The organism is Providencia vermicola (assembly GCF_010748935.1).
GTDB lineage: Bacteria > Pseudomonadota > Gammaproteobacteria > Enterobacterales > Enterobacteriaceae > Providencia > Providencia zhejiangensis.
In genome coordinates, this window is sequence record NZ_CP048796.1 from 1,486,450 (window position 1) to 1,510,485 (window position 24,036).

Consider the following 24,036-nt stretch of genomic DNA (forward strand, 5'->3'; position numbering starts at 1 on the left):
AACTATCAAATCAGTGTTAATTCGTGGTTATTGCCACGGATGGCTAAGTGCTGATTTCGTTCGGTACTGGTTCAGGAAATTAAACTTGAGGGAAGCCTGATGACAATCACGGAACTGTCAGATCGCCTTTGGGATGACGTTGACCGAGTGGCGAAGTATTTATTGCCTAACGGCAAAAAAGAGCATAACGAGTGGGTAGCTGGTTCAGTAAATGGTGAATCAGGCAAGAGCTTGAAAATAAACCTTTCAGGCAAGCGAGTTTGGTCTGATTTCGCGGAGGGGATCGGTGGTGACTTGCTCGATTTGTGGGTTGAGGTTAGGGATTGCAGCTTGCATCAAGCCATGACTGAAGCGAAGCAGTATCTTGGCATTCATGACGATGACCATCATTTTTCAGCGAAGAGCCAGAAAAAATTTAGCCGACCCAAAAACGAATCACTCAAGAAAAACATTCGCAAAACAGAAAATTGTTTCACCTACCTAGAAGGTCGCGGGATCAGCAGAAAAACAGCTGAAGAATTCAAGGTCTGTGACGCTGTAGTCTGGTCTCATGATGTTAACCGTGAATTACCTGCTATTGCCTTCCCGTACAAGCGAGACGGTGAATTATTGCAGGTAAAGCGAATTAGCACCGAACGACCAAATGGTAAAAAAGCCATTTCAGTTGAAGCTGACTGCGAACCATGCTTATACGGTTGGGATCAGATACCGAAAGACGCAAGAGCAATAATTATTTGTGAAGGCGAAATTGATTGCATGAGCTATCACGAATATGGGTTAGCCGCGTTATCTGTGCCATTCGGAGGGGGAAAAGGAGCTAAACAACAATGGATTGAGTTTGAGTATCACAACCTAGACCGTTTTACCGAGATTTGGCTGTCACTGGATGCTGACGAAGTAGGGCGAGAAGCAGCAAAAGAGATTGCAAATCGACTTGGTGAATATCGTTGTCGCCTTGTTTCACTGCCGAAAAAAGATATCAACGAATGCCTACAGGCTGGAATTACCCAAGAAGAAATCATTAAGTACCTAGAAACCGCAACCTACTTTGACCCTGATGAGTTATGTAGCGCTCGTGAGTTTATGCAGGACACCATCCAAGCATTCTACGGCAAAGAGCAATATCTTTTCAGAAGCCCGTGGGAAACATTAAATCACCAATTCAGCTTTAGAGAGTCGGAATTAACCATTCTCAATGGGGTGAACGGTCACGGTAAAAGCGAAATTCTAGGCCATATGCTTTGCGAGGCAATGAGACAAGGCGCTAGGGCTTGCGTGGCATCATTCGAGCTTAAACCAGCGATATTTCTTAAACGCCTAACACGCCAAGCAACCTGCAACAAATTACCTACAAACATGGAGATTGAATCAGCCTTTGGATTTTACGATGATCGCCTTTGGTTGTTTGCGCTGACAGGAACAGCGAAAGCCAAAAAGCTATTGGAGATATTCCAGTATGCAAACCGACGTTATGGAATAAATCTTTTTGTTATCGATAGCTTGATGAAATGCGGGATTGACGATGATGACTACAACGGGCAAAAGGAATTTTTAGATGCAATATGCGACTTCAAAAATAAAACCAATAGCCATGTCATTTTAGTCACTCATAGCCGCAAGTCTGATAGCGAAGATAAACCCACTGGCAAAATGGACGTGAAAGGCTCAGGTTCAATCACTGACCTGACAGATAACCTGTTTATCATCTGGCGAAACAAACGCCGCGAGAGGGCTTTACAGAAGCTACAAGCAGGGCAGCAATTAACGCCAGAAGAACAGAATCACACCGTGGAGCCAGCATCCGTATTGTGCTTGGAGAAGCAACGAAACGGTGAAGGATGGGAGGGGAAGATCCCGTTATACCTTGAAGAGCGTTCGCACCAGTTTTTAATCATGGAAGGCGGCTCACCATACAATTACATCGCTAACATGCCTAACTCAGAATATGACCAAGTATGGCAAAGCGAACACGTCACCGAGCATTAACACACCAAATCATAAGGACTTCTAGATGAAAAAATGCGAATCAAACGAAACAAAATACGCAAGCTATCTGTGTGACTTCATGCGAAAAGCAGTAAAGATAAAATCACCACACGGAAAGACCAGAGGGATGTTTAAATATTCAGCCGTCGATACATGGACAGGAGATAGCCTTGGTGAAGCCGTTTATTACGATGAAGGGAACGGAAAGCGAACACATTTAAACTTCTGTCCGTTTTGTGGTGGCAAATTACATAGTGTAGATATCGGCAATTAATCGAGGTGTTGAGTGATGAAAAGAGCAACGTTAACGGAGTTGAATGATGCATACGAAAATCAAGCGATGACATTAGCTCAGAGAACATACAGTGCAGCTAACTGGAGCGGGTACGACATATTCTTTTGCGAGCTAGCAATCAACAAAAAGAAGTTAATCCCACGTGGTAAGACATTCATTCGATTATTAACTTTATGTAAACAGGCTGATTTTTATGACTAAAGGAACTGACTATAAAACATTGATGTGGGCTTATGTAAATGAGTCTAGAAATCGCAAGAGAAAATATCTTAGGCAATGCAAAGATTATAACCGCAAATTTAACAGTAACTATCGCAGTGAAAAAGTATTGAAAAAGTTGCTACGTCTTGACTTTCAGAGTTTAACGGGAGGCATCTAATGCAGGGAACTAATTGGGTTAAGGTGAGCGAGAGATTACCTAACGATGAAACTACGGTACTGGTTTTTTCTAAAGGATATATCTGGATAGCAGACGTTGACCATGAAGGTCAATTTTACCCTGATGAGTGGAGTTACGGCAGAGAAATCATTGCAGACGAAATAACGCACTGGATGCCACTCCCGCCAATGCCAGAGGGTGAATGATGATAACAGTAATAACGAGAGAGCTAAGAGGTAAGGCGTTAGACTGGGCTGCTGCAAAAGCCTCCGGCATGAAAATAACTCACTGCGATTATATTAACGGTGAGTATGCGTGGGTTGGAAATTATCAGTCGTGCGAGATTAGCAGTAAACAACCGTTAATCACGCTAGGCCTCGATAATACATTATGCATTGAATTCAAAGGGCGCTCAGAAGTCTACTCACCGACTAGCAACTGGAGTCAGTGCGGAATGTTGATGGATGAGCATTTAAGATCAATGGGGTGTGTATTTCACCTCAAGAAAGAACCCGTTTACAGGGCGTTTGCAAGGAGAAAAATTAGCGATGTCGATTTTTGCAATATCGCTTCAGGGAAAGATATCAAAGAAGCGTTTTTGAGAGCATTTGTAATTGTATCAATTGGTGATGAGGTTCAAGTTCCTAAATCATTACAGGAGAGCTAACAGTGATAACAGTTAAAACAAGTGAGTTAACGGGCATAGCCCTAGACTGGGCTGTTGCTAAAGCTGAGATGGGCGAGTGGGTAAAAAAGGATGAGGTTAATTCCTATAGGCCTACGTCAGATTGGTGGTTAGCAGTAGGTCTGATAGAAAAGTACGACATTTCTCTCTCAAGGGATGGATATGTGTTTTCTGCTAGCGCTTCACCACATACAGCAGCGCACATGCAAACCGGAAGAACAAGGCTTGAAGCTATATGCAGAGCAGTTGTCTATGCAAAGCTTGGAGATAAAGTTCAAGTCCCAAAGTCAACTCAGGAGAGCTAACAGTGAGTGATGAGACATGAGCATTTCAGCTATCACAACGCTTAGATGTTTTTTCACTGGTCATAAGTTCGAGAAGCAAGAAAACTGCTGGAATAACGGCTCATTTTTCTTTTGCCTTCAATGCGGCATGACCCTATGGAGATATAACATTAAGTACAGGATGGATAATGCAGAAGCAAACATTCCTACTCAGGAATACACAGATACTAAAAAATCTTAAGGCAGTGCTAGATAACCTCCCTATCAACGAAGAATTCCCCCTAGAAGTAAAAATATCAGAATCCAGCCGAACACTACCGCAGAACGATATGTTCCATGCGCTATGTGGTGATGTGTCAAAGCAAATGACACTCAACAATGAGCCACTGAAATTATGGCAGTGGAAGAATGTATTTGTGTCTGGTCACTGGATGGTTACTACGGGAGCGAAAGAATCACCACTAATTCGTGGCATTGAAGGCGAGCTATTAAACATTCGCGAGAGCACGTCTCAGATGGGCAAGAAGCGCATGAGTAGCTTAATTGAATACTCGACAGCTTGGGCGGTAGAAAGCGGCGTGAAGCTGCGTACAACTCGTTATGAATATAACTACTACGGCCACAGGGAATAACTCAAGGAGCAGCAAGAGAGATGAAAAATCTATTAGTGTCAGTCGAATCCAAATCAATATTCATAGTTCAGCATAAAGATAAACCCAAGCGCCCGCCAAGTAATATTACTTTCGACCCGATGAAGGCTATTACTGAAAATCGATATATACGGACAGCGAGGACGAGAAAATGACACCAGAAGAAAAGCTAAAGCAACTGGATGAACGTTTAGATGAAGTGCATAAGCTAGTCATTTATCTAAATGAGTGCCGCAGGGAGTTAATAAATCGTCACAATCTAAACAGAGTGAAAAAATCATGATCACAAGAACATTTGAAGCAATAAGATCAGCTGAAATTATTAGTGCAGTGTCCCACTTATCCAGTTTCACAACCAAAAGGGCGGCTGCTTTATCAAGTGTGAATCAATCGATGGTGATCACACTTGTTAAGAAGATGAATAAAGTGGGCGCAATTTCAGTCGTTGGGAAAAGGTGTGGCGTGAACGAATACAAGGTGTCTAAAAACGCTCTAGAAATTATCGATGAGAAATTTAATGAACCACAGGTCACTTTAGCTAAGGATAATTCAATTCAAGATTTTAAGTGCGAAATGAGAGTTGTCGAAAAAGCTAACGTCGCTGGCATGGGGTGCTTGTACTTAAAGCGGTTAGATCGACTACTAGCTGGGGTTAGAGCATGAAAAACGAAGCGGAAACGTTTATGAGCGCATTAACAACACTAAAACTATGTTGGGCTTTTCATAAGTCTAACGAGACTGTCAGTAAGTGTGCAGGGATATTAAAGCGTAAATTTAAAGAGCACTTAGCGTATGAGGCAATGCGGAAGATTGAAAGCAGTAGTAATCCGATGTTGGTTATTGCGCTTGCAGAGTGGGAGCTAGAGAAATGACAAGTATCTACCGATCAAAAAAATGGCTCAAAGCCGTAGCTCAAATCGAATGTTGTGTCTTGTGTGGTCGCTATGGCACTCAGGTAGCACATAGAAACGAAGACAAGGGGATGGGGCTTAAGGTTGACGATAGCCTCACGGCGGCGTTATGCCAGCACTGCCACCATGAAATTGATAACGGCAACAAGTTAAGTCGAATTGAAAGGCGTCAACTAATGGATAGGGCGATAGTTTTAACACTCAGGGAGCTAACCAGAGGGGGATTAGTTGAACCGTCATGAAACAATATCATCTTAAATTACCGTGGCCACCCACAAATAACACGTTATTTTCAGTAGTCAATGGCAGGAAAATAAAGAGCAAGAAAGGCAGGATATTTACCGAAGCAGTTATAAATCAAATCACCAAAGCAAATCAGCAATTCAATTTATCCGGCAAGCTAAAAATCAAGATAGTAGCCAACCCTCCAGACCTAAGAAAGCGCGACCTAGACAACCTCTTAAAAGCACCATTAGACGCACTCACCCAAAGCGGCGTTATTGCTGACGACAGTATGTTCCGAAGCATGAGTATTGATTTTGGTGAAAAGGTTAAAGGTGGATCCTTAGATATCACGATATGGGAGATAGATGATGCAAGCTGAAATTACATCAATACCTGAGCTCCTAGTAAAGCACTACGGGAACATGGAAGCGGTATCAAGAGAGCTTGGTGTCCACTGGTACACAGTAAGGCGTCATGCGAGAGATTTTGATATGCACAATCACATTATTGTCAACGGCAGGCTGATGACAGCTAGAAATAGGGTTAAGGTGGAATAATGAGACTCGAAGATTTACCAAAATACTTCTCACCTAAAAGCACAATGATAAGTGACTCTCCAGCCGCTACAGCTTCAGATAACCTAACAATCACCGATGTAATGGCCTCGCTTGGTTTGGCGACCTCGAAAGCGAGAATGGGGATTGAATTGTTTTTGGCGAAACACGGTATCAATAAGCCAGATGAAGCGGTGGAAAGTCTCTATCAATATGCACTAACTCAGGCGTATAAATACAGCGCTATCCAAAAGCTTGATGAAGATGATAGGGCATCAGTTCTGCAAATACTCGCAAATTATGCATTTCAGGATTATGCGAGAAGTGCAGCCAGTAAAAAGACCTGCCCTGATTGTGATGGAGGATTCATTGAGGCTGAGGTGTTCACAACTAAGCAAAGCATGCATTTTGCGGCAAAAGAAATACTTAATTTCAACAGAAAGCTAGGCGTCAAGGTAAAGCCTTATGAGCACGTACACTACAGGGAGGCTAGAGAGGTTAAGCGCGTAGTTTGTAAAACCTGTAATGGCAAAGGTGAGGTTAGTCATTCGTGCAGATGCAATGGGCGTGGCGAGGTGATGGACAAAAAGGAAACCGAGAAACAAGGTATTCCAGTTTATAAAACATGCTGCAAGTGCTCAGGGCGTGGATATTCACGATTACCAGCTGAAGATGTAAGGCGTGATATCTGCGAAAAAGTATTTGATTTACCAGAAACGTCATGGCGTAGAAACATTAAGCCGTTATATGAAATGCTTATTCAGGAGTGCTTTAAGGAGCAGGGAAACGCAGAAAAGCAACTATCAATTGTCACAAAAAGAGAAAATATTTCTATAAATTGACATTTAATTAGAAAAGTTAATTGAAAAAATGGCGATAGTGGACTATCATGATTCTAATGATGGGAATTTTGCATTTCATTATCCCAAGCGAAAGAAAATAGAGCCTCACTTCGGTGGGGCTTTTTTATTGGATAAACTCCAACAACCAAAAGATATTTGGTAGTTGAAAATATCGCTGGACAATAGTCCCAACAGAACAATATTTCAAGAGGTCGCCTAGTGCGGCCTTTTTTCGTATACGCCGCCACAGAATCAATCACCCTCGTTATCAATTAACACAAGAGCTGTGCGCGGCTATCTATTAACTTTAATCAGCCCCAAGCTAAGGGGGAGGTATGAAGAAAATGCCTTATAAAGACCCCTTCAGTTATAGCTGGGCGAGAGAGTTATTAATCGTAATCATGACGCTACTAGGCTCTATTGCCAGCTATGCATACAAAATCATCAATGGTGAAAAGTTTAGCCTCTGGATGTTCATTGCTCAGGCTTTGGTATCTGTATTTGCTGGATCATTCGTTTTTCTTGCTGCGTCATATTTTCAATGGGCTCCTGAATATGCAGGCGGTATAGCTGGCATTGCTGGCTGGTCTGGTGCGGAGTTCGTAAAAACAATTGAGCGTAAATTTAAAAGGAAACTAGGTGATGAGTAATTTCAAATTCAGCCAGAGAAGCGAAAACAATCTCAAGGGCGTCAATCCTGATTTAGTGAAAGTTATTCGTCGCACTCTGGAAATAACATCTGTCGATTTTATTGTCATTGAAGGTCTGCGAACTCAAGAGCGACAAAAGCAACTGGTTGCAGAAAAGAAATCACAAACTATGCACAGCCGCCACTTAACAGGCCATGCAGTAGACATCATCCCTGTGAATACCAAATGGCAGATTGATGAGTTTAAACCGCTACTGAAAGCAGTTAAGCAAGCCGCTGATGAGTTAGGCGTTAAATTGCGCTTCGGTATCAACTGGAAGAACGACCCATCACTACCAATCGAAACTAAGTTCATTGATGCGCCACATGTTGAGATTCCAGCATGACAACGCTAACTAAAGTCTTGACTAGTGCTTGCGCTATCCTTGCTTTCTGGCTTTGGTGGGTAATGGGTAGTTATGGTGACCTGAAAGGTGATTACTCGACACTGAAGGATAAATTCAGCGAGCAAGTAGCTATCACCGCAGACTACGAAAAGCGCATCACCTCACTTCACGAACTCGACACCAAACACACAACGGAACTCACAAATGCAAAAGCTGAAATTGATAAGCTTCGCGATGATGTTCGCTCTGGTCGCAAGCGGGTGTACATCAACGCTGAGTGTCCAAACGCCGAAAACAGTTCCACCTCCAGCGTGGATGCTAGCGGATCCCCCTCCTTGGCGAGAGACGCTGAACAAGATTATTTCGATCTCCTTAAACAGCTTGAAACACTCGAAAAGCAATATCTTGGTTTAAGAGATTATTACTATGCGGAGTGTATACGGTGAAGATATACCTAGTTACATGTAATGACCTTAGTCTTAATAAGAAATACGTAATGTGTGCTTTTAAAATAAAGCTACATACAGAAGAGTTTATTAGGCAATTTGATAAGAAATCGAATAAATAATTTTATATTGATGAGGCTTATTTGAATTAATAGAAGCAGTTTAATTATATAAATGGCGAGAACATCTCGCCATGCGTCTATTTAATCTTCTCTGTATTAATGATCTTGATTGATGCCATCCCTGACTTGTGATATTTGGCTGAATCAGTTCGAGCTAGCTCAATTTTCTCTTGTTCGTCGATTATGCTGTCCTTGTCAACAGTAAATTCATACGTATTTGAATTATCTTTTGTCTTTAGTTCATAGATTATTTTGTACACACAACCCTCCTGATCATTAAGTTAAATTGAGATTAAATATTATATTCAAAAGAAACCCAAAATAAACATCAAATACATCGCAATAGCGGGGCTTTTTAATGCATAACCCCGACAAGGTTAGATAATTTGTTAAACCGATAAAGAGGTGAACCAAACTATCTTGACTGCTAGGAACAGACTAGAAGCGACCTGATTAACGTAGTGATACGTGATGATGGTTGCGAATAACTAAATACTATGTATATAGATCCGCTCATCAGAGTCTTGGAAATAGTTTATAATTATTTTTTTAGATAATGGGGGGCGGTATGGCTTTACAAAGAGAGCACAGTTTGAACGGCTTTATTTTTACTCATAACCTAAACAGTTTTGGTGGTAGGTGGGTTCGAGAGTGGTATTTCAAGCCTAAAGATGCTAAAGAGTGGTGCCCATATTATTTGCCTTCCGTGACGGTTAAAAAAAATGATGTTGTAGAATTTTTAAAAAATACGGAAGAAGCTAAGAATTATTATGATACATGGTTGCTTTCTGCAAGCGATATTGAAGCAGCGGAGAGGCGACTACAGCTCGCACAGCAACGAGTTGAAAAGGTTACTGATCCCAATTGGGATTACAGGGGAAATAACCCGAACAAAGAAAGTAGAATAATTAAAAATGCTATTAGTGAATTAAGCAGTGCTAAGGTATTTTTGGAAAATGCTAAAGCATTGAAGAAAAGGCTAAGCAATCAGTAATGGAATGTCACTTCGCTGCCTTTTAATGCGAAAGTATAACTACTGGCTAGAGTCGCTCTCGAAAAGTGGTATCGTCACCACACTGCCAGTGTTTCAATGACGAATAACTAGACGAGGTTATTGTGATAAATAATGAATTCAAATGGACAGGAAAAGAAATAAAAGGCACCTTAGAGGAATTAATTGAAACATCAATATCTATTGATGATCATGTAGAGATTGATGATCTGATGTTCAGGGTAGGTCCACTAGAGCGCAGATATTTAGAGATAATTTCTATCGCTAATGCGTATCCTGATGATGAAATACCTGGAATTCTTCATAATCCTCCTTTATGGGCTAGCGTGACGAACTATAAAAATTTAATCGTTCCTCTTATTGGCGGTCCTTTTGATGGCGGTAAGCATACGATAGAAATTGATCCAAAGAGCGGCTATCCATCAAGGCATTGCATACTTCAGGATGATATGGAAATAGAAATAGATGAGTGCAATGGTGAGAAACTTAAAAAAAGAGATGCTCACACATACGAATTAAAGGTCATCTTTGATAGCGTGGGCTCTATTAGATACGAATATCACTTTGTTTGCACAAGACATGAAATTGTTTAAATGAAATACGGATACACCAAGCCGCCTTAGGGTGGTTTTTTATTACCTAAAGAAAGGCAATTTATGACTACTGAACTAACAGCAAAAGAGAAAATCCGCTAAGCTAACGGGCAATAACACCGCAGCTACATCAAAGGCCATTAAGCTTATCAAAGATGACCAGCTTGAATATGAGCTATTCGTGCAACTGTGGTCTGTTAACAACGGAAACTTTGATAATGGCAGCGTAGACACGCTAACGAAAGTCGATTCCGTCTATCAGCGAGTGCAGGAAACAAAGAAAACGTTATTCAACGATGAAGTAGCAGAATAACCAATCACAAAGCTCACTACGGTGAGTTTTTTAATTTGTTATGAGGATATGAATATATGGCTAAAAGACCAGATTGGGAGGCTATCGAGTCGGCTTACCGAGCTGGCGTGATGTCACTACGAGAAATAGCTTCACAGCATGGCGTATCGCATACGGCAATAAGGAAGAAAGCGAGTGTAGAGGGATGGGAAAGAGACCTTAACGCTAAAATAAAATCCAAGGCTGATTCCTTGGTTTCCAAACGTGAGGTTTCCAAGCAGGTTTCCAGCGAAAAGGCTATTTCTGAGCGGCAACTGATTGAGGCTAATGCTGAGGTTATTGCCAATGTTCGTATGGAGCATAGAGGCGATATTCGTAGGGCTAGAGAGTTAACCAATAACTTATTTGATGAACTATCGGCTGAATGTGCTGATGTGCCAGCTTTAAGTAAATTGGGCGAGCTAATGTTTAGTCCTGATGATAACGGGCGCGATAAGCTAAATGAAATTTACAACTCAATCATTTCTCTCCCTGAACGCGTTAAGTCAGTCAAAGCATTAAGCGAAACGCTTAAAAATCTAGTTGGCCTTGAGCGTCAAGCTTATGGGCTAGATGACGTACAACCGAATAAGACAGCTAGCCAGCTATCAGAACTAATGGACGACTTATCTAAGGAATAATCATGAAGCCAGAACATCTTGCATTATTGAGAGATAAGCTCTGGCGATTGAATCATCTTTACTGGATCACCAACAAAGAAGGTAAGCCAGTTCGATTTAAAATGACGCCTGAGCAGCTTGAATACTTTGAAGGGATGCACACGCGAAACATTATCTTAAAGGCTAGGCAACTTGGCTTCACGACTGAGGTCTGCATCATCCAATTAGACGCGGCGTTATTTGAGGCGGCTAAATGTGCATTGATAGCTCATACGCTAAATGATGCTAAGCGGCTATTCAGGGAAAAGATAAAGTATGCCTATGAAAAACTACCTGATGAAATTAAGGCAGCAAATCCAGCGAGCAATGATGCGGCTGGTGAATTGGTTTTTAGTAAAGGTGGGTCGCTTTATATCAGCACGTCATTTCGTGGCGGCACACTCCGATATTTACATGTATCTGAGTTCGGCAAGATATGTGCCAAGTATCCAGAAAAGGCTCGTGAGATTGTTACTGGTGCGTTTGAGGCAGTATCAAGCGATTGTTTCACGACGATTGAAAGTACAGCGGAAGGTCGAGCAGGTTATTTCTATGATTACTGCCAGTCTGCTGAGAAAGCGCAAATTCAGAGTAAGACTCTCTCTAACTTAGATTGGAAATTCTTTTTCTTCTCGTGGTGGAAGAACCCCGAATACTCCATTGATCCTGTCGAGCAATTACCGCAACGGTTAGTCGATTACTTCGATGAGATAGCCAGTAAGCACGGCGTTCAATTAAATGATCGCCAGAAAGCATGGTATTACGCTAAAGAGAAAACTCTTGGCGACGATATGAAGCGGGAATACCCGTCAATACCGTCTGAGGCATTTCAGCAATCGGTTGAAGGTGCTTATTACGCTAAACAATTCCGATTCCTGTACGAAAATAAACGCATTGGCACCTTACCTGATAATTCACATTTACCCGTCCATACGTATTGGGATATTGGTGTAGGTGACTCAACGTCAATCTGGTTCATCCGTGAAGTGGGCGAGGAGTTCCACGTTATCGACCATTACTCAAACAGTGGTGAAGGTCTAAGGCACTATATGAAAGTGCTGAAAGATAAAGGTTATACCTACGAGAGTCACAATGGACCACACGATATTGAGAATAGGGAATTTGGCTCTGATGCTAAATCACGGAAAGAATTAGCGCGTGAAGGGTATGAAATTGACGGACAGGTTTACTCAATTCGATTTGACGTAGTGCCAAAGCTTTCTATTGATGAAGGTATTGAGGCTGTGCGTGAAATTCTCCCCCGTTGTGTTTTCGATGAGTATAAATGTGGTGAAGGCATCGCTCATCTTGAAGCATACCGTAAAGAGTGGAACGATAAACTCGGATGTTGGAAAGATAAGCCACTTCACGACTATACATCTCATGACGCCGATGGATTTAGATATTTTGCGGTTCGCCGTAGGAATGCTAAACGTCCAGCCTTTGATATTAATTTAGGAACAACTTTCTAATGAGCATAGCAAATGTAGATTTTACTCGCCCTGAATACAAGACAGCGGCACCTCAGTGGGAGTTGGTACGCTCAGTATGTCGAGGTGGCGAGGAAGTAAAAAGTTATCTTCCTGAGTTGGAAGAAAAGGAAAGTGAACGTAAGAAAAAGCGTAATAAAGACTATCAAGACCGTGCGGTGTTTTACCCAATAACAGGTAACACTCGTAACGGTATGATAGGAATGGCGTTCAAGAAAGATCCATTGGTTGCTGTTTCTGAAAAGCTGTCTTGTTTAAAAGATGATGCAGATGGCGCAGGTTCAAGTATTTACCAATTAGCCCAATCCTCTCTCGAATCGGTATTGGAAGTAGGGCGACACGGATTATATGTTGATTACAACAGCGGCTCTAAACTCCCATACATATTTCAATATCAAGCTGAAGATATTATTAACTGGCGCACTGATCGTATTAATGGCAGAACGATGCTAACGCTGGTGGTATTGCGAGAGACGGTCGAAGAGGCGGATGGTTTTGGATTTAAAGATGCCATTCAATACCGCGTACTCGTGATAGAAGATGGCAAGTTTATTTGTCGGGTCTATCGCAAGCCAAGCGGGAGTGGTGTGTTTCAGATTGATTCTGAATATATTCCAGAGCGTGCAGGTAAAGGGGCTTGGAATGAGATTCCATTTGCGTTTATTGGTGCTCAAAACAATGACCACACCATTGATGAGGCTCCATTGTTAGGTTTGGCAAAAATCAATCTAGGGCATTACCGAAATTCTGCTGATTATGAAGATTCCGTGTTTTTCTGTGGGCAAGTTCAGCCATATCTAGGCGGGTTAGATATAGAGTGGAGAGACCACTTAGAAAAAACAGGTATTATGGTCGGGTCTCGTTCACCTTTAATGCTACCTAAAGAGGGATTCTTTGGTTACGAGCAAGCCCAGCCTAATATGCTAGCAAAAGAGGCAATGGACAGTAAGCGTGATTATATGGTGGCACTGGGCGCTCAATTGGTTTCCGCTGACAGTAAAGTTAAAACGGTTATTCAGTCTGTCGGTGAGCAGAACGCGCAAACATCTATTCTGAGTATCTGTTGCTCTAACGTTTCTGATGCATTCAGTAAAGCGCTAATGTGGTGCGCTGAATACCTTGGTTTAGATACTAAAGATATTTCTTTTGAAATTAATAAAGACCTTGTTAATCACATTGCAGATAGTGCGATGATCCGCGAAATTGTTGCGGCATGGCAATCAGGCGCAACACGTAAATCTGATTTAGTGAGAAGCTTGCAAAAATATGATGTTATCAATCCCGCTGATGATGTGGATGTGGTGGTGGATGAGCTTAATAATCAAGAGCCGACAATGGTAGGTGAAACATGAAATCAGTGAATGAGCGGTTAATGGATGAATTGATTGCTCACTCTCTGTTTTCTGGTCGTTATTCTACTGGTGTTGCACGGCGCATGATAAAGGCGCTCAATGAGTTTGATGCTGAATTAACGGCTTCACTTATTGTGGCGTTGGATGATGCCACCATTGATGTTAATAGTTTCACTGCTAGGCGATTGGAGTCGTTGCTATCCAGCGTCAGAAGTATTAATAAGCGAGCCGTTGATAGTGCTTTTTCATTACTGACAGAGGAAATGAGAGCGCACGCATTATATAAGGTTGGTTACTATCCATCACTGTTTGACGCATTATTACCTGACGTTGTCCTACGCAAATATCCACTAATGAGCATTACAGAAGAAATGCTATTTTCTTCTGTAATGTCTCGCCCTTTTCAAGGGAAATTGCTTTCTGAATGGGCTAATGGGTTAGAGTCAGATCGCATGACACGCATAAATAACGCTGTTCGTAATGGTTATTTGAATGGTGATAGTGCGGTGGAAATCGGTCGTAAAATCAGAGGACATGCAAACCAAGGTTATAAAGATGGTGTATTGCAACTAAGTCGAGCTAATGCGACGACAATAGCTAAAACGGCCATTAGTCATTTACAAGCGACTGCGCGAGATCAGTTCGCTGATGCCAATAAAGACATCCTTGATTGTAAGCAATGGTTATCTACCCTCGATAATAAAACATCTCACGATTGCATTATTAGGGATAGGTTGAAGTACACGCTGGAAGGTAAACCTATTGGGCACAAAGTTCCCTATCTACAAGGTCCGGGTAAAATTCATTTCAATTGTCGTTCTACTGAAACACTGGTCACAAAATCATGGCGTGAGCTAGGTATTGATTCAGATGAGATGGACGCAAGAACAAGGGCCTCAATGAATGGGCAAGTTCCAGCAGATACTAATTTTTTTGATTGGATACAGAGGCAACCTGAATGGCGACAACGACAGGTATTTGGAGAAACGCGATTTAGATTAATGAAAGAGGGGGGGATGCGTCCCTCTGAGTTTTACACAGATAAAGGTGAGTTCATCTCGCTAGAGAGACTTAGAGAGATAGACGAGCAGGCATTTAGAGAAGCTAGATACAGCTAATCAATAAATCATTCAACAAGGTCACTTCGGTGACCTTTTTTATTACCTAAATTCAGCTTAGGGCTGAGTTATTACAACGCGCTAGGCGCATTAAATCCCAAGGGGAATCACATGTTATTTATGAATATCGAACGCAAATACTACTCACAGGCGGATGGCGAAGATAAAGGCGGCAGTGGTGGTGGCACACTAGAAATCACTCCAGAAGTTCAAGCTATTATCGACCAGCAGGTTTCAGGGCTAAAGGCTAAAAACAGTGAGTTGCTAGGCAAGCTCAAAGAGCAAGGCGATAACCTAAAGCGCTTTGACGGTATTGATCCTGACACAGTGAAAGGGATGCTTAAACGCTTTGAAAATGACGAAGAAGCCAAACTCATTGCCGATGGCAAGATTGATGAAGTCATTAATAAGCGTACCGAGCGTATGCGGGGTGATGTTGATAAGCAATTAAAAGAGGCTAATACCCGCGTGGAAAAAGCGGAAGCCTTTGCAAATAAATTCCGCGCACGTGTGCTGGGCGATGAAATTCGTTCCGCAGCAGGGAAAGCGGGTGCATTAACCAGCGCTCAAGAAGATTTAATTTTACGTGCCAAAGGCATTTTTCAGATCAACGATGAAGGTCAGGCCGTAGCCGTTGATGACGATGGCAATCCAATTATGGGTAAAGATGGTCGTACTCCATTATCACCTATTGAGTGGATTGAATCCCTAAAAGAAGGTGCTCCTCACTTATTCCCCGCTGCTTCAGGTACAGATGCAGGGAAACACAAACAAGGTGGTGCACATCTTAAACGTTCTCAAATGTCCGCAAGTGATAAAGCTGATTATATTCGCCGATACGGGCGTGACGCATATTTAAAACTTCCAAAAGAGTAAGGAAATATAAGCAATGGCTACGACAACTAATAACGATTTAGTAATTTATAACGACTTGGCACAAACAGCGTTTTTAGAACGCCGTCAAGATAATTTAGCAGTATTTAATCAGGCATCAAACGGCGCAATTGTGCTGGATAACCTTTTTATTGAGGGGGACTTCCGTAAGAGTGCATTTTATCAGATCGGCGGTTCGATTGAGCATCGTGATGTAAACTCCACAGCGGGCGTAGAGAACAAAAAAATCGGCGCGGGCGAATCTGTTGATGTAAAAGCACCTTGGAAATATGGTCCTTATGCAACTACAGAAGAAGCATTTAAACGCCGTGGCCGTGATGTATCGGAGTTCTCTGAGCTGGTGGGAACTGACGCGGCAGATGCTTCTCTAGAGGGTTATATCAAATACTCTTTAGCTGCTTTAGGTGCTGCGATTGGTAATAACAAAGAAATGGTGGTGACTGCGGATATTGCGACAGATGGCAAGAAAACTCTTACTAAGGGCCTACGCAAATACGGCGATAAATTTAACCGTGTAAATCTGTTTGTTATGCACTCCACAACCTACTTCGATATTGTTGATCAGGCAATGGAAAACAAGGTGTATGAGGAGGCTGGTGTGGTTATCTATGGTGGTCGGCCGGGCACATTAGGTAAACCAGTACTGGTAACAGATACAGCACCAGTGGATGCCATTTTTGGTTTAGTGCCTGGTGCTGTAACTATCACTGAATCTCAAGAGCCAACTTTCCGCTCTTATGAAATCAATGACAAGGAGAACTTGGAAGTTGGTTATCGTGGTGAAGGTGTGGTTAACGTTGGCGTTCTTGGTTATAGCTGGGACGAAGCGAAAGGTAAAAACCCTAACTTAACTCAATTAGGTACAGCAGGTAACTGGAAGAAGCATTTCACTAGCGATAAGTTAACCGCTGGCGTCATGATCAAGCTGACCGCTGAAGCGGGAAAGTAACACTGTCAGCGGATAAAACGTCCGATACCGCTGACAGTACAGATGCGGTCACAGCATCACTCAATTATACCAAAGGCGGTTCTCCCGTTGAGGGAGCGACAGTCGAGTGGTCTACCACAGGTGGAAACTTAAGTGTGGCATCCTCTAAAACGGGTAAAGCGGGTGGTGCTACCGTGAAATTGACTGCGGATACTGCGGGGCAATATGTTGTGACAGCCACCGTTGATGGGTTAATTCAATCAACGGATGAAATCACTTTTACAGCTAAACCGCCAGAAAGTGGTGAATAATCCAAGATCTAAGGGGCTCTTTGCCCCTTTCTTATTTTGAGGGGCTTATGATTGATCCAGACAAAACCTCACCCACCTTTAACAGCTATGCGAGTATTGAGGACTTAAAGGCCTATGCTTCAGCAAGGCAGTTAACGCTGCCTAATGATAATGAATTATCGTCATTGTTAATTGTGGCCATGGATTACCTTGAATCCCAAAAGTGGTTAGGTCAGCGAACTGAGGTTGATCAGCCGTTATCTTTCCCGCGTCGGGGTCTCATTCGTGATGGCGTTACAATTTCAAGTGAGCGCATCCCTCAGCAAGTTATTCAAGCCCAATGCCGCTTAGCCATTGAATCTCAAGAGAACGACCTACAACCCACTTTAGGGGGTGAAATCATTGCTGAACGCATTGAGGGCGCAATTGACTTGAAATATGCGGAAGGGACTAATACAGGTGCACCGAATTTCGCTTGGTTGAAAGGTTTGTTATCGGGCTTGATAGATATTTCTGAGGGTTTTGCCATTAATACATTTGCCATGAGGTAGCCATGAACATTTATCAGCGTGGTCATCATACAGCGTTGCGAATGCTGAAGAAATACGGCGCTTCATACCCAGTTAAACGGGATGGTAAACATTGGGTGGATGATGACACAGGTAAAGAGCACCATGATCCTGAAACCGAGTTTTTCGCCACAGGGGTTAAGGTGCAATATAAACCCAGTGACATTGACGGAACGCTCATCTTGTCGACAGATATCAAAATGGTCTTTTCACCCGCCGAGGTTATTCAGAAAGGGGATCGGGTATTGATTGACGGTGTGTGGTTGCGTGTACAAGAGCCGAACCCAATTAAACCTGCTGAACTCGTGATTTGCTATCAATCTCAATTGAGGGCGTGACATGTCACAATCATTTATGCGTTCAATTAACTTGTTTGTTGATAACGCTCAAGCAGATATGGAAGCTGTGGTCAAAAAAACGGGGTTTAAAATATTGGCTCAGTTGGTTCAAATGTCGCCAGTGGGTAACCCTGAATTGTGGGAAGTGAATCAAGTTGCAGTTGACTACAACCGTGCTGTGTTTGAGTACAATGAAGAACTGAGAAAGGATCCTCATAATCTCACCCCAAAGAAACGCCAGTTAAAAAAGCGTGTACGGGTCAATGACTCCATGGATATTAAAGCCCCTCCCGGTTATACCGGTGGGCGTTTTCGCGGGAACTGGCAAGTCACATTCAATTCACCTGCAGATGGCGAAACAGGCCGTATTGATAAATCAGGCAGAATGACTGTTTCCATGGGGAATTACGTGCTTGAGCATTTTAAGGTTGGGATGAAGGCTATCTACTTTACCAATAACGTACCTTATGCCTATCCGCTAGAAATGGGGCATTCAAAGCAAGCCCCGAATGGCATGGTGGCGATCACGGCGGAGAATGTCAGTCAATTTGTAAGGGAAGCTATTGCTGAGGTGAAATCGTGACACAATCCGAAATTAATCAGTCAATACGTGCGCTGGTGGCGCAAATAGCGAAGCGAGAGGGGTTAAAGGTAGCATGGTCCAATATGGCCTTTGATGATATTAATGCCCCCTATCTGCAAATGCATATTATGCCAGCCTCAACAGAGAATATGGGATTAGCACTGGATATGCCAATTTTAAAGGGCGTTATTCAAATTAATCTTGTCGGTAAGGTGGGGATCGGCGACGAGCAATTAAGCTTGATTGCGGACAATATCAAAACCCAGCTTCAAAACGGGCTCACACTGACGGATACACTGTATCTCAACAGTGAGCCCAGTCAATTTCCGCCGCTCGCGGGTGATACTCACTACACCATTCCCATACGCACATCTTATCGATGTGATTCAGTTCGATAATCGACCGTCTTAATGACGGTTTTTTTATATATAAATAAAGAGGTTAATCATGGCGGAATATAGCATTCCTAATGGCTCTATCATTTCTGTTTCCAGTGGATACGGTGAGCCCGCTGAAATTACGGCAGCAACTAACGCAACTGAAACCGTATTGACGGTTGCCAGTGCGGGTGACATTAAAGCGGGTGATATTGTCATTATCAGTGACAGTTGGTCGGCTTTGAATGGTCCTAAGCGAGTTAAAACCGTTTCAGCCAGCAACATCACGATTGAAGGCTTTGACAGTTCTGACAAGGCTAAATACCCAGCAGAAGAAGCAATGGGCACTATCAAGAAGATCACAGGTTGGACGCAAATCAAGCGTGTGACGACTGTCGGCATTGAAGGGGGCGATCAGCAGTCCACCAGCATCCAATTTCTTGAGGATGAACAAGCTATCAGTCTTGATACCTTTAAGAATCCGTACATCATTACTTACACACTGGCCTATAACGCCGATGCTAAGCATCATAAACTGTTACTTGGTTATGACGAGAGCAAAGAGCTGGTAGCGGTACGTTTTTATAACAAACGTGCGGAACAAGATCGTTACTATTTAGCAGCCACCTCGTATAAAGAAATCCCCGATACAGCGGTGAATGAAATTGAAACGACGACAGTGCGCTTTTCTTTGCGTTCGAAACAATCGGTGTATGCTCACGCAAAGTAATACCGGTATCAGGGCTAACAATAGATAAGCCTACGGCAACAGGTGTTGTGGGTGATACTGTTCAATTAAATATCACCCTAACACCTACTAACGCATCTAATCCATATGTAATTTGGAGTAGCTCTGATACCGCAAAAGCGACAGTAAACACATCAGGTAACGTCACATTAAAAGCAGTCGGTACAGTCATCATTACCGCGACGGCCGATAGCGTGAAGACGCAATCAACTATTACCATTAATGAAAAGGCAAACAATGGCTAAGCTAACGTATAATCCAAATCCTACCTTTGAGCATACAGTGAAAATTACTCTACCAGATGGCAAGCAAGGTGAGCTACCTTTCATATTTCACCATAAAAAAATGAGTGAGTTAGATGAGATGGGAAAAGCTGAAAATTTAACGGATGCAGGTTTCTTGTTGAAAATTGCCAAAGGATGGGGATTTAAAGAGCATGAATTTAACAATGATAATATCACTGAGTTTTTTGATAACTATCCGGGGGCAGCTTTCGAAATTTTTACGTCCTATCGGCAAGCGCTCTTAGGTATTCGGGAAAAAAACTCCTAGCGGTTGCGCGGGCACTATACAGTAAACCTTTATCTACCATTGAGTTAGATTTGCTGGGGGATCTTGATGACAATGATGTTGAGGTTACCCCAGATATCGAAGCATCAGTGATGTTATTTCAAGCCTTATCGACTCAATGGCGCATAAGTATGGATGGTCCTACTGGGATTGATTATGCAGTGATCCCCATGCTGGCTAGTGCTTACGGTATTTGTGATCTGGCAACCGTGATTAAAGATATTCAGCTGATGGAATCAAAAGCTTTAGAATTGATGCATAAAAAATAGGGCAGCAATGCCCTAGGAGGGTTTATGAAGATAAATTCAGTAACACGCAATGAAACGTGTCCATGCGGCAGCGGAGTTCGCTATAAGTGGTGCTGTGGGAAGTTGAAATAAAGGTAAGTAAATAAGCTTTACAACCAAATAAGCCTGAATATACTGTATATAAATACAGTTATATTTTGGTGCATCATGAAGCTAGAACTTATCGATTCCGAGTCAATTATCAATATTCCACTCTTCCTAGATCGTGTGCCTGCGGGGTTCCCATCACCTGCGGCTGACTATATGGAGGAGAGGATAAACCTTAACAGTACGCTGATTAAGCACCCTGATAGCACATACATGTTGCGTGTCGAAGGTAATTCGATGATTGATGCAAATATCAATGACGGTGACGTTGTTATTGTAGATAGTGCGCTTTCAGCTAAAGACGGTGATATTGTGATTGCTTGTGTAGACGGTGAATTCACAGTTAAGAGACTGAAGTCTCATCCACCTATGTTAATGCCGATGAATCCTGACTTTCAGCCGATACTCATTGGCGATGCGCAGGACTTGCAGATATTCGGAGTTGTAACTTTTATCATTCACAAGGCCCAGTAATGTTTGCCTTGGTTGATGTTAATTCGTTTTATGCAAGCTGCGAGAAAGTGTTTAGGCCAGACTTGGCGGGAAAGCCAGTAATCGTCCTGAGCAACAATGATGGTTGCGTGATTGCACGGTCAGCGGAAGCAAAAAAACTCTGTGTGAAAATGGGTGAGCTTTACTATGAGCGACGAAATTATTACCGACAGAACAACATCAACATATTCAGTTCTAACTATGCGTTATATGCCGACATGAGCAATAGAGTGATGTCGCTGTTATCAATGTATGCTCCGCGCTTGGAGATATATTCGATAGATGAGGCGTTCCTTGATTTCACTGGCATGGCCCATACATTTAACTTAGAGGAGTACGGGCGAGAAATTCAATCAACGATATTGCAGCGAACTCACTTGCCTGTTGGCGTTGGAATTGGCCCAACTAAAACACTCGCGAAGATTGCTAACTATGCAGCTAAAACGTGGAAGAAAACTGGCGGTGTTGTCGAGCTATCTGATAGAAGTCGGCAAAGAAAATTACTGTCACTTATTCCGATTGAGGAAGTATGGGGCATTGGCCGTAGAATCTCAGCAAAGTTGAGAGTTATGGGCATTTATACCGCTTTAGACTTAGCCAATGCGCCAGTGGCCACAATACGCAAAACGTTTGGCGTAACGCTAGAAAGAACACTCCGAGAGCTGAATGGTGAATCCTGTATTGAGCTTGAAGAAGTCAGAAAAGTTAAGCAACAAATACTATGCTCTCGCTCTTTCGGTAAGAAGGTTTTAGATATCGAGACTATGCGCAAAGCTGTTTGTGATTACGCAGAACGTGCAGCGGAGAAGCTTCGTGAAGAAAAACAGCGATGCCAAATCATTGGCCTATTCATACAAACAAGTCGCCATGCATCTGGCGAAGATTATGCCAACAGCACCAGTGTCAAACTTGAATACCCAAGTAGTGACACGCGAGACATCATTAATGCTGCCATGCGTGGATTGGATTCCATATGGCGAGATGGTTATCGCTACTATAAAGCTGGGATAATGTTGTCTGACTTCACAAATTCAGATATTACTCAGTTCGATATGTTTTCGACTCAGAAGCCGTTTAAGAATAGCGATGAGCTGATGAAAACATTAGACACGATAAATAATAGTGGACTAGGCAAAGTTTGGTTTGCTGCGAAAGGTGGGGATAGTGGATACCAGATGAAACGCGAAATGCTGTCACCTGCGTACACGACAAAGTTTGATGAGTTGCCAGTAGTTAAGGCGTAAACCCTGATCAAATTACCAGATAACCATCCTTAAGTAATATTGATATTATATTTAGTCTTAGCTAAATAATCCTGTTGCTATGAATCAACATAATTATGATTACATTGGCAATGAAGGTTCTATTCTAAAAAACAATATAAAATGCTTAGGGGATGGGTTTGAAAAAAGATATGATTACTATTAGTTCGGAGGAGGAGGTTCTATCCTTTTTTGAGCAATATTCAGAAAGTAACCCATTCATTGGCGGGGTTAACTTTGAAGGATGGCCTAACTTAACATTTAAGCTAACGGGTGAGAAGTTTCAGGGAAGCATAACACCTTCGGTTATGAAGGGCTTCATGGAAATGCAATCCCAGATAAATAAAGCTTATGCCAGCTTTAAATATGGCGACCCAGAAAAGCGACTTTCAAATGAAGATAAAGCAGCAATAGAGATTGTTGTTGTGGTTGATGAAGGCTCGTCAATTCTGAATATTGATTTAAATGGCTTTTTAGATACTATCAGTAAGGTTGCAATAGAAAAAATGACACCTCAAGATATTGTAATAACAACGATTGGAGTAGCCTTGGTCTGGGGCGGAACAACCGTGTTTAAAAAATATCTTGAAACAAGAAGAGAAACACGCTCTGAAGAAATAAAAAAAGAGAGTGAAAAACAGCATCTTGAGACTCTTGAATTTATGTCAGAGCAAGAGACTGCAAGATTGGAAATAATTCAAAATATAATTAATCAAAAGCCAGTCATAAAACAGCAACAAGAATATGCTGAAGAGTCAAAGGCAGAATTGGTTAAGTCTCTAGCCAAAGCGGATACGGTTGATTTTGCAGGTATTGAAATAAAACAAGATGTGATGAAGGACCTTGCTGTAAATGCCAGAAGAAAGGCTATTGATACTAGGATAGATGGCGTCTATATGGTAGAAAAAGTAGACGCCACGGATCCTGATGTTTTTAAAGTTACAGTAAGAAGTACTCATACTAATGAAGTAATTTCATGCATTGTCCAAGATGTATTTTTAGATGAGGCAGAAAATAAAGAGATAATTCAGCAAGGAGAATGGGATAGAATCCCGCTGAAACTATCAATTAACGCTAAAAAGATTGGTGAAAGCATTACATCAGCTGTGATCATAAAGGTTGAAAAAATACCCGAGAAGAAATCGGAAGAATAAAACCATAACCCACTCCGGTGGGTTTTTTGTTGCCTGAACTCTGCATCTATCCTAGTATTTACGCACTTAGCTAAAATATGGTGATGTATGAAAAAGGGAGATTTTCTATTTTTTGCTTTTCCTTTTAAACTCAGCCTTGTATTTATCGTATGTGTTAATGGCATCTTTGCAGTTGCTAACAAATTCTTCAACTGTCATGCCCATCTTACTGGCTTCGTTGGCAATAAATTCAGCAACAAACATATCTATCTTTTTACTATCTCCATCAGCTTGAAAACTAGCAAGATTGAAGGTTGAACTACATACTCCAGAAAATCGTGATACTGTCATTATGTTGAGTGCCATCTTGTTATCTTCAGCAGTTGATGCATAAGATAATGGAGATAAAAGTAAACCAATAAACAATAAATAGTGTTTCATAAATCACCACAATGATAATAATTTTTAATGCCTCAATGATAGTATGA

The 24,036-nt window shown here is 42.0% G+C and carries 38 protein-coding genes and 1 pseudogene; 38 read left to right on the plus strand and 1 reads right to left on the minus strand.

What is annotated here, in order from left to right; translation table 11 throughout:
- Window positions 1–99: 99 nt before the first annotated feature.
- From G3341_RS06435 to G3341_RS06620, 38 genes and pseudogenes are all read left to right on the plus strand, one after another.
- Window positions 100–1,986 carry a toprim domain-containing protein gene (locus G3341_RS06435; RefSeq protein ID WP_163860939.1) on the plus strand — a complete coding sequence of 629 codons (1,887 nt, stop codon included), beginning with the start codon at window positions 100–102 and terminating at the stop codon, window positions 1,984–1,986.
- A gap of 25 nt (window positions 1,987–2,011) precedes the next feature.
- Window positions 2,012–2,260: a hypothetical protein gene (locus G3341_RS06440; protein WP_163860940.1), complete on the plus strand. Its 249-nt coding sequence runs from the start codon at window positions 2,012–2,014 to the stop codon at window positions 2,258–2,260.
- A gap of 15 nt (window positions 2,261–2,275) precedes the next feature.
- A complete protein-coding gene (locus G3341_RS06445) occupies window positions 2,276–2,482 on the plus strand; it encodes a hypothetical protein (protein WP_163860941.1) in 207 nt (68 codons plus the stop codon).
- Between the two features lie 177 nt (window positions 2,483–2,659).
- Window positions 2,660–2,866, plus strand: coding sequence for a DUF551 domain-containing protein (locus tag G3341_RS06450; protein ID WP_163860942.1), 207 nt, complete (start codon window positions 2,660–2,662; stop codon window positions 2,864–2,866).
- Window positions 2,863–3,327: a DUF2591 family protein gene (locus G3341_RS06455; RefSeq protein WP_163860943.1), complete on the plus strand. Its 465-nt coding sequence runs from the start codon at window positions 2,863–2,865 to the stop codon at window positions 3,325–3,327. The genes G3341_RS06450 and G3341_RS06455 overlap by 4 nt, the downstream gene beginning before the upstream one ends.
- Before the next feature lie 2 nt (window positions 3,328–3,329).
- Window positions 3,330–3,650, plus strand: coding sequence for a phage protein NinX family protein (locus tag G3341_RS06460; protein WP_163860944.1), 321 nt, complete (start codon window positions 3,330–3,332; stop codon window positions 3,648–3,650).
- Between the two features lie 167 nt (window positions 3,651–3,817).
- Window positions 3,818–4,261 (plus strand): recombination protein NinB, encoded by a 444-nt coding sequence (locus tag G3341_RS06465; protein WP_163860945.1) that lies wholly within the window; start codon window positions 3,818–3,820, stop codon window positions 4,259–4,261.
- A gap of 297 nt (window positions 4,262–4,558) precedes the next feature.
- Window positions 4,559–4,942, plus strand: a complete 384-nt coding sequence (locus tag G3341_RS06470) for a hypothetical protein (protein ID WP_163860946.1) — start codon at window positions 4,559–4,561, stop codon at window positions 4,940–4,942.
- The gene (locus tag G3341_RS06475) at window positions 4,939–5,151 is read left to right on the plus strand and encodes a hypothetical protein (RefSeq protein WP_163860947.1); all 213 of its coding nucleotides are present in this window, start codon (window positions 4,939–4,941) and stop codon (window positions 5,149–5,151) included. The genes G3341_RS06470 and G3341_RS06475 overlap by 4 nt, the downstream gene beginning before the upstream one ends.
- Entirely contained in the window at window positions 5,148–5,432 is a 285-nt protein-coding gene (locus tag G3341_RS06480) for a DUF1364 domain-containing protein (protein WP_163860948.1), read from the plus strand. Before G3341_RS06475 ends, G3341_RS06480 begins: the two co-directional genes overlap by 4 nt.
- The gene (locus G3341_RS06485) at window positions 5,429–5,794 is read left to right on the plus strand and encodes a RusA family crossover junction endodeoxyribonuclease (RefSeq protein ID WP_163860949.1); all 366 of its coding nucleotides are present in this window, start codon (window positions 5,429–5,431) and stop codon (window positions 5,792–5,794) included. The genes G3341_RS06480 and G3341_RS06485 overlap by 4 nt, the downstream gene beginning before the upstream one ends.
- A gap of 43 nt (window positions 5,795–5,837) precedes the next feature.
- On the plus strand, window positions 5,838–5,972 hold the full coding sequence (locus G3341_RS06490; protein WP_244316506.1) for a phage NinH family protein: 135 nt from the start codon (window positions 5,838–5,840) through the stop codon (window positions 5,970–5,972).
- The gene (locus tag G3341_RS06495; protein ID WP_163860950.1) at window positions 5,972–6,811 is read left to right on the plus strand and encodes an antitermination protein; all 840 of its coding nucleotides are present in this window, start codon (window positions 5,972–5,974) and stop codon (window positions 6,809–6,811) included. The genes G3341_RS06490 and G3341_RS06495 overlap by 1 nt, the downstream gene beginning before the upstream one ends.
- Window positions 6,812–7,146: 335 nt before the next feature.
- Window positions 7,147–7,461, plus strand: a complete 315-nt coding sequence (locus G3341_RS06500; protein ID WP_226619035.1) for a phage holin family protein — start codon at window positions 7,147–7,149, stop codon at window positions 7,459–7,461.
- Window positions 7,454–7,846: a M15 family metallopeptidase gene (locus tag G3341_RS06505; RefSeq protein WP_163860951.1), complete on the plus strand. Its 393-nt coding sequence runs from the start codon at window positions 7,454–7,456 to the stop codon at window positions 7,844–7,846. Before G3341_RS06500 ends, G3341_RS06505 begins: the two co-directional genes overlap by 8 nt.
- Window positions 7,843–8,292 (plus strand): lysis protein, encoded by a 450-nt coding sequence (locus G3341_RS06510; protein ID WP_163860952.1) that lies wholly within the window; start codon window positions 7,843–7,845, stop codon window positions 8,290–8,292. Before G3341_RS06505 ends, G3341_RS06510 begins: the two co-directional genes overlap by 4 nt.
- 690 nt (window positions 8,293–8,982) lie before the next feature.
- On the plus strand, window positions 8,983–9,408 hold the full coding sequence (locus G3341_RS06515; RefSeq protein ID WP_163860953.1) for a hypothetical protein: 426 nt from the start codon (window positions 8,983–8,985) through the stop codon (window positions 9,406–9,408).
- A gap of 122 nt (window positions 9,409–9,530) precedes the next feature.
- Window positions 9,531–10,019 carry a hypothetical protein gene (locus G3341_RS06520; RefSeq protein WP_163860954.1) on the plus strand — a complete coding sequence of 163 codons (489 nt, stop codon included), beginning with the start codon at window positions 9,531–9,533 and terminating at the stop codon, window positions 10,017–10,019.
- A gap of 109 nt (window positions 10,020–10,128) precedes the next feature.
- A pseudogene (locus G3341_RS20855) lies at window positions 10,129–10,332 on the plus strand (DUF2560 family protein); the annotation flags it as partial.
- A 56-nt stretch (window positions 10,333–10,388) separates the two neighbouring features.
- Window positions 10,389–10,991, plus strand: coding sequence for a hypothetical protein (locus G3341_RS06530; protein WP_163860955.1), 603 nt, complete (start codon window positions 10,389–10,391; stop codon window positions 10,989–10,991).
- A gap of 2 nt (window positions 10,992–10,993) precedes the next feature.
- The gene (locus G3341_RS06535; RefSeq protein WP_163860956.1) at window positions 10,994–12,481 is read left to right on the plus strand and encodes a terminase; all 1,488 of its coding nucleotides are present in this window, start codon (window positions 10,994–10,996) and stop codon (window positions 12,479–12,481) included.
- Window positions 12,481–13,851, plus strand: a complete 1,371-nt coding sequence (locus tag G3341_RS06540) for a DUF4055 domain-containing protein (protein ID WP_163860957.1) — start codon at window positions 12,481–12,483, stop codon at window positions 13,849–13,851. The genes G3341_RS06535 and G3341_RS06540 overlap by 1 nt, the downstream gene beginning before the upstream one ends.
- Entirely contained in the window at window positions 13,848–14,969 is a 1,122-nt protein-coding gene (locus tag G3341_RS06545; protein WP_163860958.1) for a phage minor head protein, read from the plus strand. Before G3341_RS06540 ends, G3341_RS06545 begins: the two co-directional genes overlap by 4 nt.
- 111 nt (window positions 14,970–15,080) lie before the next feature.
- Window positions 15,081–15,845 carry a hypothetical protein gene (locus tag G3341_RS06550; protein WP_163860959.1) on the plus strand — a complete coding sequence of 255 codons (765 nt, stop codon included), beginning with the start codon at window positions 15,081–15,083 and terminating at the stop codon, window positions 15,843–15,845.
- A gap of 13 nt (window positions 15,846–15,858) precedes the next feature.
- The gene (locus G3341_RS06555) at window positions 15,859–16,812 is read left to right on the plus strand and encodes a major capsid protein (RefSeq protein WP_163860960.1); all 954 of its coding nucleotides are present in this window, start codon (window positions 15,859–15,861) and stop codon (window positions 16,810–16,812) included.
- Between the two features lie 2 nt (window positions 16,813–16,814).
- Entirely contained in the window at window positions 16,815–17,102 is a 288-nt protein-coding gene (locus G3341_RS06560; protein ID WP_163863509.1) for an Ig-like domain-containing protein, read from the plus strand.
- Window positions 17,103–17,149: 47 nt separating this feature from the next.
- A complete protein-coding gene (locus tag G3341_RS06565; protein WP_163860961.1) occupies window positions 17,150–17,632 on the plus strand; it encodes a DnaT-like ssDNA-binding protein in 483 nt (160 codons plus the stop codon).
- Between the two features lie 2 nt (window positions 17,633–17,634).
- On the plus strand, window positions 17,635–17,988 hold the full coding sequence (locus G3341_RS06570) for a hypothetical protein (RefSeq protein ID WP_154623727.1): 354 nt from the start codon (window positions 17,635–17,637) through the stop codon (window positions 17,986–17,988).
- Window position 17,989: 1 nt separating this feature from the next.
- Complete coding sequence (locus tag G3341_RS06575; protein ID WP_163860962.1) at window positions 17,990–18,571, plus strand: hypothetical protein; 582 nt, start codon at window positions 17,990–17,992, stop codon at window positions 18,569–18,571.
- A complete protein-coding gene (locus G3341_RS06580; RefSeq protein ID WP_163860963.1) occupies window positions 18,568–18,969 on the plus strand; it encodes a phage tail terminator-like protein in 402 nt (133 codons plus the stop codon). Before G3341_RS06575 ends, G3341_RS06580 begins: the two co-directional genes overlap by 4 nt.
- A gap of 49 nt (window positions 18,970–19,018) precedes the next feature.
- Window positions 19,019–19,678: a phage tail tube protein gene (locus tag G3341_RS06585; RefSeq protein WP_163860964.1), complete on the plus strand. Its 660-nt coding sequence runs from the start codon at window positions 19,019–19,021 to the stop codon at window positions 19,676–19,678.
- Window positions 19,678–19,941, plus strand: coding sequence for an Ig-like domain-containing protein (locus G3341_RS06590; protein WP_280117356.1), 264 nt, complete (start codon window positions 19,678–19,680; stop codon window positions 19,939–19,941). The genes G3341_RS06585 and G3341_RS06590 overlap by 1 nt, the downstream gene beginning before the upstream one ends.
- Complete coding sequence (locus G3341_RS06595; protein ID WP_163860965.1) at window positions 19,934–20,248, plus strand: phage tail assembly chaperone; 315 nt, start codon at window positions 19,934–19,936, stop codon at window positions 20,246–20,248. The genes G3341_RS06590 and G3341_RS06595 overlap by 8 nt, the downstream gene beginning before the upstream one ends.
- Window positions 20,249–20,298: 50 nt before the next feature.
- Entirely contained in the window at window positions 20,299–20,535 is a 237-nt protein-coding gene (locus G3341_RS06600) for a DUF1799 domain-containing protein (protein WP_163860966.1), read from the plus strand.
- A gap of 24 nt (window positions 20,536–20,559) precedes the next feature.
- Window positions 20,560–20,646: an SEC-C metal-binding domain-containing protein gene (locus G3341_RS20945; protein WP_163863513.1), complete on the plus strand. Its 87-nt coding sequence runs from the start codon at window positions 20,560–20,562 to the stop codon at window positions 20,644–20,646.
- A 75-nt stretch (window positions 20,647–20,721) separates the two neighbouring features.
- The gene (umuD, locus tag G3341_RS06610; RefSeq protein ID WP_163860967.1) at window positions 20,722–21,135 is read left to right on the plus strand and encodes a translesion error-prone DNA polymerase V autoproteolytic subunit; all 414 of its coding nucleotides are present in this window, start codon (window positions 20,722–20,724) and stop codon (window positions 21,133–21,135) included.
- Entirely contained in the window at window positions 21,135–22,397 is a 1,263-nt protein-coding gene (gene umuC, locus G3341_RS06615; RefSeq protein ID WP_163860968.1) for a translesion error-prone DNA polymerase V subunit UmuC, read from the plus strand. The genes umuD and umuC overlap by 1 nt, the downstream gene beginning before the upstream one ends.
- A gap of 158 nt (window positions 22,398–22,555) precedes the next feature.
- Complete coding sequence (locus G3341_RS06620) at window positions 22,556–23,569, plus strand: hypothetical protein (protein ID WP_244316486.1); 1,014 nt, start codon at window positions 22,556–22,558, stop codon at window positions 23,567–23,569.
- Between the two features lie 105 nt (window positions 23,570–23,674).
- Here the strand turns inward: G3341_RS06620 and G3341_RS06625 are convergent, their stop codons facing one another.
- Complete coding sequence (locus G3341_RS06625; protein ID WP_163860969.1) at window positions 23,675–23,989, minus strand: hypothetical protein; 315 nt, start codon at window positions 23,987–23,989, stop codon at window positions 23,675–23,677.
- Window positions 23,990–24,036: the final 47 nt, after the last annotated feature.

What these genes read in the sequence shown, in the direction of transcription:
- G3341_RS06435 (WP_163860939.1), top strand. Translation starts at nt 100, where the DNA reads ATGACAATCACGGAACTGTCAGATCGCCTTTGGGATGACGTTGACCGA.
- G3341_RS06440 (WP_163860940.1), top strand. Translation starts at nt 2,012, where the DNA reads ATGAAAAAATGCGAATCAAACGAAACAAAATACGCAAGCTATCTGTGT.
- G3341_RS06445 (WP_163860941.1), top strand. Translation starts at nt 2,276, where the DNA reads ATGAAAAGAGCAACGTTAACGGAGTTGAATGATGCATACGAAAATCAA.
- G3341_RS06450 (WP_163860942.1), top strand. Translation starts at nt 2,660, where the DNA reads ATGCAGGGAACTAATTGGGTTAAGGTGAGCGAGAGATTACCTAACGAT.
- G3341_RS06455 (WP_163860943.1), top strand. Translation starts at nt 2,863, where the DNA reads ATGATGATAACAGTAATAACGAGAGAGCTAAGAGGTAAGGCGTTAGAC.
- G3341_RS06465 (WP_163860945.1), top strand. Translation starts at nt 3,818, where the DNA reads ATGCAGAAGCAAACATTCCTACTCAGGAATACACAGATACTAAAAAAT.
- G3341_RS06470 (WP_163860946.1), top strand. Translation starts at nt 4,559, where the DNA reads ATGATCACAAGAACATTTGAAGCAATAAGATCAGCTGAAATTATTAGT.
- G3341_RS06475 (WP_163860947.1), top strand. Translation starts at nt 4,939, where the DNA reads ATGAAAAACGAAGCGGAAACGTTTATGAGCGCATTAACAACACTAAAA.
- G3341_RS06480 (WP_163860948.1), top strand. Translation starts at nt 5,148, where the DNA reads ATGACAAGTATCTACCGATCAAAAAAATGGCTCAAAGCCGTAGCTCAA.
- G3341_RS06485 (WP_163860949.1), top strand. Translation starts at nt 5,429, where the DNA reads ATGAAACAATATCATCTTAAATTACCGTGGCCACCCACAAATAACACG.
- G3341_RS06490 (WP_244316506.1), top strand. Translation starts at nt 5,838, where the DNA reads ATGGAAGCGGTATCAAGAGAGCTTGGTGTCCACTGGTACACAGTAAGG.
- G3341_RS06495 (WP_163860950.1), top strand. Translation starts at nt 5,972, where the DNA reads ATGAGACTCGAAGATTTACCAAAATACTTCTCACCTAAAAGCACAATG.
- G3341_RS06500 (WP_226619035.1), top strand. Translation starts at nt 7,147, where the DNA reads ATGAAGAAAATGCCTTATAAAGACCCCTTCAGTTATAGCTGGGCGAGA.
- G3341_RS06505 (WP_163860951.1), top strand. Translation starts at nt 7,454, where the DNA reads ATGAGTAATTTCAAATTCAGCCAGAGAAGCGAAAACAATCTCAAGGGC.
- G3341_RS06510 (WP_163860952.1), top strand. Translation starts at nt 7,843, where the DNA reads ATGACAACGCTAACTAAAGTCTTGACTAGTGCTTGCGCTATCCTTGCT.
- G3341_RS06515 (WP_163860953.1), top strand. Translation starts at nt 8,983, where the DNA reads ATGGCTTTACAAAGAGAGCACAGTTTGAACGGCTTTATTTTTACTCAT.
- G3341_RS06530 (WP_163860955.1), top strand. Translation starts at nt 10,389, where the DNA reads ATGGCTAAAAGACCAGATTGGGAGGCTATCGAGTCGGCTTACCGAGCT.
- G3341_RS06535 (WP_163860956.1), top strand. Translation starts at nt 10,994, where the DNA reads ATGAAGCCAGAACATCTTGCATTATTGAGAGATAAGCTCTGGCGATTG.
- G3341_RS06540 (WP_163860957.1), top strand. Translation starts at nt 12,481, where the DNA reads ATGAGCATAGCAAATGTAGATTTTACTCGCCCTGAATACAAGACAGCG.
- G3341_RS06545 (WP_163860958.1), top strand. Translation starts at nt 13,848, where the DNA reads ATGAAATCAGTGAATGAGCGGTTAATGGATGAATTGATTGCTCACTCT.
- G3341_RS06550 (WP_163860959.1), top strand. Translation starts at nt 15,081, where the DNA reads ATGTTATTTATGAATATCGAACGCAAATACTACTCACAGGCGGATGGC.
- G3341_RS06555 (WP_163860960.1), top strand. Translation starts at nt 15,859, where the DNA reads ATGGCTACGACAACTAATAACGATTTAGTAATTTATAACGACTTGGCA.
- G3341_RS06565 (WP_163860961.1), top strand. Translation starts at nt 17,150, where the DNA reads ATGATTGATCCAGACAAAACCTCACCCACCTTTAACAGCTATGCGAGT.
- G3341_RS06570 (WP_154623727.1), top strand. Translation starts at nt 17,635, where the DNA reads ATGAACATTTATCAGCGTGGTCATCATACAGCGTTGCGAATGCTGAAG.
- G3341_RS06575 (WP_163860962.1), top strand. Translation starts at nt 17,990, where the DNA reads ATGTCACAATCATTTATGCGTTCAATTAACTTGTTTGTTGATAACGCT.
- G3341_RS06585 (WP_163860964.1), top strand. Translation starts at nt 19,019, where the DNA reads ATGGCGGAATATAGCATTCCTAATGGCTCTATCATTTCTGTTTCCAGT.
- G3341_RS06595 (WP_163860965.1), top strand. Translation starts at nt 19,934, where the DNA reads ATGGCTAAGCTAACGTATAATCCAAATCCTACCTTTGAGCATACAGTG.
- G3341_RS20945 (WP_163863513.1), top strand. Translation starts at nt 20,560, where the DNA reads ATGAAGATAAATTCAGTAACACGCAATGAAACGTGTCCATGCGGCAGC.
- umuD (WP_163860967.1), top strand. Translation starts at nt 20,722, where the DNA reads ATGAAGCTAGAACTTATCGATTCCGAGTCAATTATCAATATTCCACTC.
- umuC (WP_163860968.1), top strand. Translation starts at nt 21,135, where the DNA reads ATGTTTGCCTTGGTTGATGTTAATTCGTTTTATGCAAGCTGCGAGAAA.
- G3341_RS06625 (WP_163860969.1), bottom strand. Translation starts at nt 23,989, where the DNA reads ATGAAACACTATTTATTGTTTATTGGTTTACTTTTATCTCCATTATCT.